Origin of the sequence: Bifidobacterium sp. M3-N-101, assembly GCF_023656805.1 — a bacterium.
Classification (GTDB): domain Bacteria; phylum Actinomycetota; class Actinomycetes; order Actinomycetales; family Bifidobacteriaceae; genus Bifidobacterium; species Bifidobacterium breve.
This window is the reverse complement of record NZ_JAMOKQ010000003.1, coordinates 24,570-38,238: the sequence shown is the minus strand read 5'-3', so window position 1 is coordinate 38,238 and position 13,669 is coordinate 24,570. Positions and strand designations below refer to the sequence as shown.

Annotated in this window: 8 protein-coding genes; all 8 read left to right on the top strand. The window is 56.6% G+C overall.

What is annotated here, in order from left to right; all coding sequences use genetic code 11:
• Window positions 1–127 precede the first annotated feature (127 nt).
• The 8 genes from NBH12_RS02805 to ileS all read left to right on the top strand — a co-directional run bounded on the left by NBH12_RS02805 (window position 128) and on the right by ileS (window position 13,476).
• Complete coding sequence (locus tag NBH12_RS02805) at window positions 128–661, top strand: MarR family winged helix-turn-helix transcriptional regulator (protein WP_250819153.1); 534 nt, start codon at window positions 128–130, stop codon at window positions 659–661.
• Window positions 658–2,616 carry an ABC transporter ATP-binding protein gene (locus NBH12_RS02800; protein WP_250819152.1) on the top strand — a complete coding sequence of 653 codons (1,959 nt, stop codon included), beginning with the start codon at window positions 658–660 and terminating at the stop codon, window positions 2,614–2,616. The genes NBH12_RS02805 and NBH12_RS02800 overlap by 4 nt, the downstream gene beginning before the upstream one ends.
• Window positions 2,613–4,628 carry an ABC transporter ATP-binding protein gene (locus NBH12_RS02795; protein ID WP_250819151.1) on the top strand — a complete coding sequence of 672 codons (2,016 nt, stop codon included), beginning with the start codon at window positions 2,613–2,615 and terminating at the stop codon, window positions 4,626–4,628. The genes NBH12_RS02800 and NBH12_RS02795 overlap by 4 nt, the downstream gene beginning before the upstream one ends.
• A 178-nt stretch (window positions 4,629–4,806) precedes the next feature.
• A complete protein-coding gene (locus tag NBH12_RS02790; RefSeq protein WP_060618416.1) occupies window positions 4,807–5,832 on the top strand; it encodes a LacI family DNA-binding transcriptional regulator in 1,026 nt (341 codons plus the stop codon).
• 168 nt (window positions 5,833–6,000) lie between these two features.
• Complete coding sequence (locus NBH12_RS02785; protein WP_226790810.1) at window positions 6,001–7,014, top strand: nucleoside hydrolase; 1,014 nt, start codon at window positions 6,001–6,003, stop codon at window positions 7,012–7,014.
• A 28-nt stretch (window positions 7,015–7,042) separates the two neighbouring features.
• Window positions 7,043–8,443 carry an MFS transporter gene (locus tag NBH12_RS02780; protein WP_250819150.1) on the top strand — a complete coding sequence of 467 codons (1,401 nt, stop codon included), beginning with the start codon at window positions 7,043–7,045 and terminating at the stop codon, window positions 8,441–8,443.
• 87 nt (window positions 8,444–8,530) lie between these two features.
• Window positions 8,531–9,496, top strand: coding sequence for a ribokinase (locus NBH12_RS02775; protein WP_141670279.1), 966 nt, complete (start codon window positions 8,531–8,533; stop codon window positions 9,494–9,496).
• Window positions 9,497–10,167: 671 nt separating this feature from the next.
• Window positions 10,168–13,476 carry a mupirocin-resistant isoleucine--tRNA ligase gene (gene ileS, locus NBH12_RS02770; protein WP_052829035.1) on the top strand — a complete coding sequence of 1,103 codons (3,309 nt, stop codon included), beginning with the start codon at window positions 10,168–10,170 and terminating at the stop codon, window positions 13,474–13,476.
• The last annotated feature ends 193 nt before the right edge of the window (window positions 13,477–13,669 follow it).

Sequence of the window (13,669 nt, the reverse complement as noted above, 5' to 3'; positions counted from 1 at the left end):
CTAGGCAATACGCCGATTGTTGTATATGCAACTGTTGTATATGGGTCTCTTTATCATGAATTGTTGCGTATACAACAATGTGGGGTGAAGGCGCATACGCGCACGGCCTCGCATGGTACGGAGGACAATGGATCAGCATATTCTCAGCATTGAGATGCGTGCGGTGACCAAAGCCGTCGACCGCTATCTCGGTGAGAGCATGCCGCTTTCCGCTAAGGAGACCACTGGCGGCAACGCGCATATCATCATGTTCCTGGATCGTAACCGGAATCGTGAAATCTACCAGCGCACCATCGAACAGAAGTTCTGTATCACCCGCTCCACCGCTTCGCGCGTGCTGGCGCTTATGGAAAAGAAAGGGCTTATTGCCCGCGAATCGGTGGCGCATGATGCCCGTTGCAAGCGTATCGTCCTGACCGATAAGGCGGACGCCATCGTCGCCGATCTCAAAGCGAACGGCGAACGGGTCGAACGTCTGTTGGTTGATGGCTTTTCCGAAAGCGAGAAAGCAGCCCTACGTGACTACGTCAGTCGCATGCGCGCGAACATCGACCGCGCACAACATGAATTTGAACATCAAACACTCCCTCAGTCACCTGTGGTGATGGCTCCCGACCAAGACGGAGCGGAGGTTGCTAACACGAAGGAGGAGAACGAATGAGCGATACCGCAGAGGCAATCGCGCATGCGCGCAAAGCCGTCGAACTGGATAAACCCAAGCATGTGCTGCGCACATTGGGGCAGTCGATTCGCGAATACAAGAAAGCCAGCATCCTGGCTCCGGTGTTCGTGGCGGTCGAAGGTATTCTGGAAATCCTGATTCCGACCATCATGGCTTCGCTGATCGATGAGGGTATCACCGGTGGCAGCATGCCGGCCACCGTCAAGTTCGGCGTGATTCTGCTGGTGTGCGCGATGGTTTCGCTGGGTGCCGGCTTCTTGTCCGGAAAGTACGCGGCCGTGGCCGGCGCGGGCTTCGCCAAGAACCTGCGCAAGGACCAGTTCGAGAAGGTGCAGGGCTTCAGCTTCACCAACATCGACCGGTTCTCCACCGGTTCGATCGTGACCCGACTGACCACCGACGTGACGAACCTGCAGAACGCCTACATGATGATCATTCGTCTGGGCGTGCGTGCCCCGATCATGGTGGTCGTAGCCTGGCTGTTCTCGTTCCGTATCTCCCCGTCGATTTCCATGGTGTTCCTGGCCTGCATCCCGATTCTGGCCATCGGCCTGTGCGGTCTGGTCGTGCTCGTGCACCCCGTGTTCGAGCGCGTGTTTCACACCTACGATGCGTTGAACAACGTGGTCGACGAGAACCTGCAGGGCATCCGCGTGGTCAAGTCCTATAACCGCGAATCCTTCGAGGTCTCCAAGTTCGGCCGCATCTCCCAGCGCATCTTCAAGGACTTCACCAAGGCTGAGCGCATCATGAGCTTCAACATGCCGATCATGATGGTGTGCGTCTACGCCTCGATGATTCTCATCGCATGGATGGGCGCGCAGCAGATCGTCGCTTCCGGCAATAATGCGGCGCTGGGTCTGTCCACCGGCGAGCTGACTTCTCTGGTCACTTATGCTATGCAGATTCTTATGGCCATGATGATGCTGTCCATGATCTTCGTCATGGTCATCATCTCCCAGGCTTCCGCCGAGCGAATCTGCCAGGTGCTGCAGGAGGAAAGCACGGTGAAGAACCCGGCTCAGCCGGTGACCGATATGGCCGATGGCTCCATCGAGTTCGACCACGTCAGTTTCCGCTACTCCGACAGTTCCGAAAAGCCCGTGCTTGACGACATCAACCTGAAGATTCGTTCCGGCATGACCATCGGCATCGTCGGCGGTACTGGTTCGGCAAAGTCGTCTCTGGTACAGCTGGTGCCGCGACTGTACGACGTGAGCTCTGGCTCGCTCAAGGTCGGCGGCGTGGACGTGCGCGACTATGACATTGAGGCGCTGCGCGATCAGGTGGCCATGGTGTTGCAGAAGAACGTGCTGTTCTCCGGCACTATTGCCGAAAACCTGCGCTGGGGCAACCCGAGCGCCACCGATGAGGAGATTCGCCATGCCGCGCAGCTCGCGCAGGCCGATGGATTCGTTCAGGAATTCCCCGACAAGTACGACACGTACATCGAGCAGGGCGGTACCAATGTGTCCGGCGGACAACGCCAGCGTCTATGCATCGCCCGCGCACTGCTGAAGAAGCCGAAGATTCTGATTCTCGACGATTCGACCAGCGCCGTCGATACCAAGACGGACAAGCTGATCCGCGCCGCATTCCACAACGAGATTCCGGACACCACGAAGATCATCATCGCCCAGCGCGTGGCCTCCGTGCAGGAATCCGACATGATTCTGGTGATGGATTCCGGTCGCATCATGGCATCCGGCACGCACGACGAGCTGCTCGCCACCTGTGACGAATACCGTTCCATCTACGAATCCCAGACCAAGAACCAGGCCCAGCCTGAAGAACTAGCCGATGCCGAACAGGCTGCTGAGCCATCTGCCGCTGAGCCGTCCGAAACCGTGACGGTGACAGTGACTATGCCCGCGGCCGATACCAGCGCAGCTGATACCAATGCAGCCGATACCAAGGAAGGAGAAGCACGATGAGCAACGACCAGAGTTCCAAGAATCGCAAGCCTGACATGGGCAAAGCCGACCCCGGAACCATCAAGCGCATCTTCAGCTACATCTTCCAGTACAAGTGGCGCGTCGTCGCCATCGTGGTGTGCATTCTGATCGGCGCCGCCGCACAGGCCGGATCCGCGCTGTTTCTCCAATCGCTGATTGACACCTACATCCTGCCGATGGTGGGGGAATCGAACCCTGACTGGGCTCCGTTGCTGCGCGCCATCAGTCTGATGGCCTGCCTGTATGTGGCCGGCATCGTGGCATCCTGGGCTTGGCAGTGGCTGATCATCACCGTCGAACAGGGCACGCTCAAGAAGATCCGTGACGACATGTTCGCCCACCAGCAGAAGCTGCCGATTCGCTACTTCGACAGCCATGAGCACGGCGACATCATGAGCCACTACACCAACGACACCGATACGCTGCGTCAGGCGATTTCGCAGTCGTTCCCGCAGATGTTCTCCTCGATTATCTCCGCGGCCGCGGCGCTGCTGTCCATGCTGTGGCTGTCCATTCCATTCACCGCGTTCGTAATCGTGTTCACCGTTCTGCTCTACTTCATCGTGCGCAAGATCGTGAGCCGCTCCGGCCGCTACTTCGTCAAGCAGCAGCAGTGGATCGGCGACGTGAACGCCTTCGTGGAGGAATCCGTCAACGGCCAGAAGGTCATCAAGGTCTTCAACCACGAAGACGCCACCCAGAAGACCTTCGACGAGAAGAACGAGGAGCTCTTCGAGGCGTCCGCCGAGGCGAACACTTGGGGCAACGTCACCATGCCGGTCGTCGGCAATATGGGCTACCTGCTGTACATCCTGCTCGCCATCGTCGGAGCCGCCGTCTCGTTGGCCGGCGTCAACGACATCGGTCTGACTGGTGTCAAGCCGCTCACCCTCGGTACGCTCGTCTCCTTGCTGACCCTGTCCCGTTCGTTCATCAACCCGATCGGTCAGGTTTCTCAGCAGCTGACCATGGTGATGATGGCGCTCGCCGGTGCTTCCCGTATCTTCAAGCTGATGGATGAGCCCATCGAGGAAGACAAGGGCACTGTGACGCTCGTCAATGTGGAACTTGGTGAGGATGGCCGCACCATGACCGAAGTCGACCACGAGACCGGCCACTGGGCATGGAAGCGTGAGATCGGCGACGACGGTACGAGGTCTCTGAAGGCCGCAGAAAAGCTCAAGGGCTCGGCCCGCGAGGTGGCGATGAAGGCCAAGGAGCAGGCGATCACCTCGCCCGACGGCCGACTGACCCTGCTGCGCGGCGACGTGCGCTTCACCAACGTGACCTTCGGCTACAACCCGGACAAGCCGGTGCTGCACGACATCACCTGGTTCGCCAAGCCCGGCCAGAAGATCGCGCTCGTCGGCGCCACCGGTGCCGGCAAGACCACCGTGACCAACCTCATCAACCGGTTCTACGACATCCAGGAAGGCCAGATTCTGTACGACGGCATCTCCGTGGCCGGCATAAAGAAGCCTGACCTGCGCAGGTCTTTGGGCATCGTGCTGCAGGACGTGAACCTGTTCACCGGCACCGTGATGGACAACATCCGTTACGGCCGCCTGAACGCCACCGATGAGGAATGCATCGAGGCCGCACGTCTGGTCAATGCGGACAGCTTCATCCGCATGCTGCCCAAGGGCTACGACACAGTGCTGGAAGGCGACGGTTCCGGCCTGTCCCAAGGCCAGCGCCAGCTGATTTCCATTGCCCGTGCGGCGGTGGCCGATCCGCCCGCGCTGATCCTTGACGAGGCCACGTCCTCGATTGATACGCGCACTGAAGAGGTTGTGCAAGCTGGTATGGATAACCTGATGAAGGGCCGTACGGTCTTCGTCATCGCCCACCGCCTGTCCACCGTGCGCAACTCCGATGTGATCATGGTGCTCGACCATGGCAACATCATCGAGCGTGGCTCGCATGACGAGCTGATCGCGCAGAAGGGCGAGTACTACCAGCTGTACACCGGCGCGGTGGAGTTGGAGTAGCCGGTACGCCTGCAAAACCGCACCTCGATTATCGGGTTGAAGTAATTCTTATCCGGTAGTTGGGGTGCGGTTTTCTATGTTGAGAGCTGTGTGTTGGCGCAGGATTGCGAATATTGGCGGTGAAAAGGGTACATTTGAATTGTTGCTTTGACGATGTATCGGCCACAAGGAGGGGACTATGGCGTTCGTGACGTTGAAGGATGTTGCTCAACGTGCCGGTGTATCGGCTGCTGCCGTTTCCCAAATACTTCATAATAAAGGCCGCTTCTCCAGTGATACGCGGCGTCTGGTGCTGAAAACAGTTGAGGAAATGGGGTATGTGCCCGACCAGCGTGCGCGTTCCATGCGTTCGTCGGACACTAAGACTGTTGGTTTGCTGGTTCCTGATTTGCGCAATCCGTATTTTGCGGATTTGGTCTCGTCAATGGAGGATGAGTTGTATGCCCGGGGCTATTCCACGCTGATTGGTACTTCAGCAGAAACAGTGGAACGCCAGGATGCGTTTATTGGCAATCTGCTTGGGCAACGTATTGACGGGGCAATCGTGGTGCCGCAAGGTGTGGAGTCACCCGGGGTGCAGTCGTTGATTAAACGTAATTTGCCATTGGTGTTCGTGGATCGGCGTGTGCCGGGCGTCGAATCGGTGCCGTTTGTGGTTTCCAATCCGTATACGGGCATTCGCGAGGCGGTAGAGGAATTGGTACGGTTGGGACACCGTTGCGTGGGATATGTGTCGCATCCCTCATTAGGGTCGTTCAGCGTCAACGAACGAGAGACTGCATTCCGTGCGGTTGCGTCGGATCTGCTTATCGAGGGTAACGGCGTGGTAGTCGCTTGCGACTCCACTTATGAATCGCGTACGGCAGCGGTTGAGTCGTTGCTTGATGCCGGCGTAAGCGCGATGCTGTGCGCATACTCGCCGGATGCGCTCACGATGATTGGTGTGCTGCACGACCGTGGGGTTTCGATAGGCGAGGATATGTCGCTGGTGTCGTTCGATGACATTACGGCGTTCACTTTGATGACACCGCGTATCGCGGTGGTTTCCCAACAGGCCGAACTGATGGGGCGGCAGGGCGTGGATTTGCTGCTGTGCCGTATTCGCTCTGGTGTTTCGGATGAGGGCGTCACCCATTCCGTGCCCACGATGTTCATCAACCGCGGGTCTGTGGAGCAGGGCCCTTCCGCAGCCGTCGCCGGCTGATTGTTTCAGTATTTTCCTGCTTCTACTTCTTTGTCCGTGTGCGTGACACGCAGAAGATTATATTTTTGACAACGATGATTTAACGTTTTATCATTACTTCCATCACTTGATAAAACGTTAAATCTTGTGACGGCGACAAGGCCTCGGCTTGGTCGTGAGGAGACGGTCATGGAAGACGTCTCCGATTTTCTGGCAAGGAAGCTGATGGAAAGGAACATCATGAAGAAGATCATTCTCGATTTGGATACCGGCATTGACGACACCTTGGCATTGTCATACATCCTTGGATCCGAAGACGCGGAACTGATTGGTATTACCGGTACCTATGGCAATGTGTTGTTGGAAACGGGTATCCGTAATGATTTGAATTTGCTGGAAATGTACGGACGACCAGATATCCCGGTGTTTAAGGGTGTGCCGCATCCCAGTGATGCGGATTCTTTCGAGGTGCCTGACAGTTCAGGCATTTTTCACGGTCGCAATGGCACCGGCAATGTTGAGGTGCCTGCAACGGCAACACGTCAGGCGTCTGATAAGTCGGCAGTCGATTTCATTATCGAATCCGCTCGCAAGTACAGCAAAGAAGAGCTTGTCTATGTGCCAACTGGTCCCTCGACCAATATTGACGCCGCATTCGTCAAAGCACCCGATATTGTTGACAAGCTCACCATCGTCATGATGGGAGGCGCGCTGACGCAGCCGGGCAACTGCAACCCCTACATGGAAGCTAATATTTCCATGGATCCCAAGGCCTCTAATCGCATGTTCTCCACTTCGGCCGACATCACGATGATTGGTCTTGATGTGACCATGCAGGCATTGATGACCAAGAAAGATACGCAGGCTCTACGCGATGTCGGCACTAAGGCCGGTGCATTTCTTGCCGACATGACTGATTACTACATCGATATCAGTGAGGAAACTGATCCTGCATTCCAGGGCGGATGCAACCTGCACGACCCATTGGCTGCTGCTGTGGCCCTTGATCCGACACTAGTTACGACTTTCCCGATTGACCTTATGGTCGAGACTGAAGGCCCGAGCATTGGGCGTACCATCGGCGATCCGACAAGATTATTGAGCCAGCCGAAGAACACCAAAGTAGCTCTTGGCGTAGATGCTGAACGATTTACTTCGCAATTCATGGAACGACTGCTGAAGCTTGCCGCCTCCGTCGATTGAATCACTAAGGAAAATAAGGAGAATTGTAATGACGGAACAAATACAGTCGGTTGCTTCCATTGATGATTTTGAAGCCAACCGAGCAAAGACCAAAAAAGCACTGCCTGCACTGCTGATTGTTTTCACTTTGGGAACACTGATGATTCAGGCATTCAATCTGGTGTTCCAAAACATTGGTGATTCGCTCGGTATGTCATCAAGTGCCTCACTGATCAGCACACTACCAGGCATCGTTCTTGGTGTGGTGTGCATGCTGTATGGCACATTGTGCGACTTCATATCCCCGAAGCGTATGACGCTATTTGGCGTAGTTGCATTAGTTGCCGGTAGCTTGTTGGGGTTCTTTGGCTCGTTCAACTTCTGGGTCGTGCTCATCGCACGTATGATTCAGGTTGCTGGTGCACAAGTTGCTGGTTCTGTGTTCCTGGTGATGACAGTCAAATATCTGAATGACGAGGAAAAGGCCATCTACATTGGCATTTACAATGCTGTGTATTATTTGGCCGCTGCTATCGGTGTGTTTGCGGGAGGCTTCATCACCTCTTTCGATTGGAAGTACCTGTTCCTTGTGCCGGCGTTATCTGTGTTCTTTATTCCTCTGTTGATAAAGAACACTCCAGACATCAGCGCCAAGGGCGAGAAGATAGATTCCATTGGCATTCTGTTGTTTGCAGTATTTGCTGCGCTCATTGCCATTTACTTCTCGTTCCCCGGAGTCGGCATGATTATTGCCTCGATTGTATTCGCTGTACTGTTTGTGCTGTGGATTTGGAAAGGCAAGAATCCGTTCCTGGGTCGTTCTTTCGTGACCAATGGTGCGTATATGTCCATTCTGCTGCTGCAATTTGTGCTGTACTTCTTCAACTTTGCTTGTGTGCCGATTTACAACGTGATTGGTGAGCGGATCTACAACGTGCCGTTGACCACGGTTTCGCTGTGTCTAACATTGGTCTACATTGTGGCCACAATTGTTGGATGCGTTTCTGGTCCAGCAATCAACAGACTCGGACGCATGCGCACACTGGTTATCGCTATCGTGCTCATGATTGTCGGCTTCGCAGGATCTGCCATATTCATTAAGAGTGGGTTCGGAGTGCTGACTTTTCTTGCCTGCCTGTTCATTGCTGGTGTTACCGCTGTATATACGCCAATCTACGACGCTGCGTCAGATGTGTTGCCGGTCGAGGAGAATGGTCGTGGCGTAGGAATTCTCGATCTAATGATGAACACTTCGGCCTCTATCGGAGTCGCCGTATACTCCAGCCTCATGGCCAGTGACACCATGGGCAAGGGTGGTCTGTTCGGTGTTGGCAGTGGTGTGGAAGCACAGACCTCCAACATGTTCTGGATTATGTGTGCGGTTTCGGTGTTGTCGATGATTGTACTGTTCGTATTTCGCAAGAGTTTTACGGCAAAACGCAATGTCTGATTGCACCTGCTGGTGCGGAGCATGTTGATCAAACAGACTACCGCACCAGCGGCATCTATCATTCAGAAAGGGGATATCATGCCTGCTATGGATGAAACGCTTGTTTCTCTTGATTGCATTCATGGGGCCGTGTCCGTCGTTGGCTCGATGAATGCCGATTATACCGTCACCACCGAGCGTCTGCCCAAACCGGGGGAGACAGTGCTAGGAGGGCCGTTGCGGGTGCTTCCTGGTGGCAAGTCGGGGAATCAGGCTGTTTCGGCCGCTCGTCTTGGAGCCAAAGTCCGATTGTTTGGTGCGCTCGGTTCCGATGCTAATGCGGATTTTCTGCTTGAAGCATTGAACGATACCGGTGTGGACACCAGTTATATTCGGCACGTGAATGGGGCCAGCGGGACCACGGTCATCACCGTAGACGCGGCAGGAGAGAACACGATTGTTTATTCTCCCGGTTCTAACGCTTACGTCAGTGTTGAGTATATTCAATCGATGCGGGATAATCTGACCTCAGCCGATGTACTGGGACTGTGTTTGGAAAGTCCGATGGAAACCGTCACCGCATGTGCTCGCCTCTGTCATGATGCCGGGCTCAAGGTATTGCTCAACGATTCGCCATTCGTTGCTGAACTACCCGCTGAGCTCATCGAGGCTTCGGACATTCTGTTGGTCAATGAACATGAAATGGCACAGCTACTGGGCATTGCCGAGCCTGACGATGACGATTGGGGTGGAATGGATTGGTCTGATGTGGCGCGGCAGATGCACGACTTCGGCTTTAATCAGGCGGTAATTACGCTTGGCGGGGATGGTTCGGTAGTCATCGATGGTGATGATATCTATCGTATTGCGCCAGTTGTGGTTGAGGCCATCGACACTACCGGGTGCGGAGATGCCTTTATGGGCACGGTTCTGGCCGGACTTGCTTCGGGACATTCGTTGGCCGATAGCGCGCAGTTGGCCTCATATGTTTCTGCGTACGCCGCGACTGGGTTCGGTGCGCAAGCCTCTTATGGTACTGCCGCTCAGATTCGTGAGCGGTTTGGTGCGAAGTAATTGCTGAGTGCAGAGTCTTGCTGGCCGTGAATTGGTGCAGACCTAACACGTTCATTTAGGCGCTATGCGGGAACGAATTGGACTGGCAAAAAAAGAACGCAGGCATAATCCGTTGTCGTACTGGTGAATTTTGCAGACATAACCTGTTGGATTAACGGGATGCAGTCATTATCCGTCTAGTTATGGCTATAAATCGGCGATAACTTGTACGGATATGTCTGCATGACTGATAACTGATACAGAAATGTCTGCAACATTCACGGGTTCGCGGTTGACGGCGTCTCTCAGTGAACATTCGTGCAGACTTGACCGCGTGGCGTGTTAGGATATGCACCGTTGTGAGGCAGTGATCCGTTATCAGCGGGGAGTCTTCGGAAGAACGGCAGCAATCGCCTAGTAGAACCGACGGGATCGGCCCGAGACAGCCGAACACAAGCGGTCGTGCAGGCCGCGCTGCGCTGAGTGCAACAATTCGGCGGAGCGCAACCGGTGCGATAAGCGAGGTGGTACCGCGGTGTGGAGCGTACAAAACGCTCGTCATCGTCCTCGTAGGCAGGAACATCATCTGACGATGGGTTCGGGCGGGACGACTACTAAAGCGGCCACTTGAATCAATCGCCACCAATGATGCTCCTGTAGGACCAGTGCACAGTACAACTAGGAGATTTACGGTGAGCGAAAACGTATATCCCAAGGCGAACGAGGGCGGCGAGACCGCACACGTGGCGCCGAACCCCAGCTTCCCCCAAATGGAGGAGACCGTTCTTAACTATTGGGATAAGGACGATACCTTCCAGAAGTCGGTGGAGCGCAATCCCTCCGGCGACCACAGCCAGAACGAATTCGTGTTCTTCGACGGCCCGCCTTTCGCGAACGGCCTGCCGCACTACGGCCACCTGCTGACCGGCTATGCCAAGGATGTGATCCCGCGCTACCAGACCATGAAGGGCCGCAAGGTCAACCGCGTGTTCGGTTGGGACACCCACGGCCTGCCCGCCGAGCTCGAGGCGCAGAAGGAGCTCGGCATCGACTCGGTCGACCAAATCGAGAAGATGGGCATCGATAAGTTCAACGACGCCTGCCGCGCATCCGTGCTGAAGTACACGCATGAATGGCAGGACTACGTGCATCGTCAGGCCCGCTGGGTCGACTTCGAGCACGGCTACAAGACTCTGAACATCCCGTACATGGAATCGGTGATGTGGGCCTTCAAGCAGCTCTACGACAAGGGCCTGGCCTACCAGGGCTACCGCGTGCTGCCGTACTGCCCGAAGGATCAGACGCCGCTTTCCGCGCACGAGCTGCGCATGGATGCCGATGTGTACCAGGATCGTCAGGACACCACCGTGTCCGTGGCCGTCAAGATGCGTGATGAGGAAGATGCCTACGCCGTCTTCTGGACCACTACGCCGTGGACCGTGCCCACCAACTTCGCCATCGTGGTCGGCGCCGACATCGATTATGTTGAGGTGCGCCCGACCGAGGGCAAGTTCGCCGGCAAGAAGTTCTACTTCGGCAAGCCGCTGCTTGAGCACTACACCAAGGAACTCGGCGAGAACTACGAGGTCGTACGCGAGCTCAAGGGCTCTGAGCTGGCTGGTCGTCGCTACTACCCGGTCTTCCCATACTTCGCGGGGGAGAAGGCCGAGACCGAAGGTAATGTGCCCGGCCCGAACGGCTACACGATCTTCACCGCCGACTACGTCGACACCGTCGAAGGTACCGGCCTGGTTCACCAGGCTCCCTACGGTGAGGACGATATGAACACGCTGAACGCGCACGGGGTCAAGAGCACTGATGTGCTCGACGCCGGCTGCCGCTTCACCTCCCAGTGCCCGGAATACGAGGGCATGTACGTGTTCGACGCGAACCTGCCGATCCTGCGCAACCTGCGTGCCGGCGACGGCCCGCTCGCCGAGATTCCCGAAGACCAGCGCGCGATCCTCTTCCAGGAGAAGAGCTACGTGCACTCCTACCCGCACTGCTGGCGCTGCGCCACCCCGCTGATCTACAAGCCGGTTTCCTCCTGGTTCGTGTCCGTGACCAAGATCAAGCCGCGCCTGCTGGAATTGAACCAGCAGATCAACTGGATTCCGGAGAACGTGAAGGACGGCCAATTCGGCAAGTGGCTTGCCAACGCGCGTGATTGGTCAATCTCCCGCAACCGTTTCTGGGGTTCCCCGATTCCTGTGTGGGTGTCCGATGACCCGAAGTACCCTCGTGTGGACGTGTACGGTTCGCTTGAGGAGCTCAAGGCCGACTTTGGCGACTACCCGCGCGACAAGGACGGCAACGTCAATATGCACCGTCCGTGGATCGACAACCTGACGCGCGTGAACCCGGATGATCCGACCGGCAAGTCGCATATGCATCGTATTTCTGATGTGCTCGATTGCTGGTTCGAGTCCGGTTCCATGTCGTTCGCGCAGTTCCACTACCCGTTCGAGAACAAGGAGAAGTTCGAACAGCACTTCCCGGCCGACTACATCGTCGAATACATTGGTCAGACCCGTGGCTGGTTCTACCTGCTGCACGTCATGGCTACTGCTCTGTTCGACCATCCGGCGTTCAAGAACGTGATCTGCCACGGCATCGTGCTTGGCTCCGACGGCCAGAAGATGTCCAAGCATCTGCGCAACTACCCGGACGTGAACGGCGTGTTCGACAAGTACGGTTCCGACGCTATGCGCTGGTTCCTTATGTCTTCGCCGATTCTGCGCGGCGGCAACCTGATCGTCACCGCCGAAGGCATTCGCGACACCGTGCGTCAGGTTATGCTTCCGGTGTGGAGCTCCTACTACTTCTTCACGCTGTACGCCAACGCGGCCAACGGCGGGGCCGGATTCGACGCTCGTCAGCTGCGTGCCGACGAGGTCGCTGGCCTGCCGCAGATGGATCGCTATCTGCTGGCCCGCACCCGCCGCCTGGTGGAGTGTGTGGAGAAGTCGCTGAACGAGTTTGCGATTTCTGACGCCTGCGATGTGGTGTCCGACTTCATCGACGTGCTCACCAACTGGTACATCCGCAACACCCGTGACCGCTTCTGGAACGAGGATGCGAACGCGTTCAATACGCTGTACACCGTGCTTGAGGCGTTCATGCGTGTGCTTGCTCCGCTTGCTCCGATGGAGGCCGAGTCCGTGTGGCGCGGCCTGACCGGTGGCGAGTCCGTGCATCTGGCCGACTGGCCGTATGTGGTGGACGAGAAGACCGGTGCGGATACCGAACTTGGTCGCGTTCTGGTTGACGATCCGGCTCTGGTCTCCGCGATGGAGAAGGTGCGCGAGGTCGTTTCCGGCACTCTGTCCCTGCGCAAGGCCGCCAAGATCCGCGTGCGCCAGCCGCTCGCCAAGCTCACTGTGGTGGCCGAGGATGTGGACGCAGTCAAGGCCTACGACGAGTTGCTGAAGTCCGAGCTCAACGTCAAGGATATCGAATTCTGCACGATGGAGGACGCTGGTTCCCAGGGTCTGAAGATCGTGCACGAGCTGCGCGTGAACGCTCGCGCTGCCGGCCCGCGTCTGGGCAAGCAGGTGCAGTTCGCCATCAAGGCCTCCAAGTCCGGCGACTGGAGCGTAAACGCTTCCGGCGCTCCGGTGGTTTCCACGCCGTCTGGCGATTTGGAACTGGTTGAAGGCGAGTACGAGCTCATCAACCGTGTGGAGGAGGAGAATGCCGCCGAGGCCGCTGCTTCGGTGTCCGCCGCTCTGCCGACCGGTGGCTTCGTGATCCTCGACACCGCTCTGGATGACGACCTGCTGGCTGAAGGCTACGCCCGCGACGCCATCCGCGTCGTGCAGGACGCCCGCAAGGCCGCCGATCTGGACATCGCCGATCGCATCTCCCTGGTGCTGACCGTTCCGGCTGTTGATGTGGCCAAGGTCGAGCAATTCAAGGATCTGATCGCCCGTGAGACGCTGGCTACCTCCTTCGAAGTGAAGGAAGGCGCCGAGCTGGCCGTTGAGGTCGCCAAGGCGTGAGATCGCTGAATTGAGTTTGCTGAGTTGTCAATATTGAACGTTGTGGACAGCCCAGTAAACTCGATACGTCAATTGATATGAGCTTGTCGTTGTGGTTGGGATTGTGTGGATTCCAGCCACAACGACAAGTTTTTTGTGTCTTCGCCAGTTTGTGTGGTGGGAAAGCCCCGGCGTCCGTTGCCGGGGCTTTTTC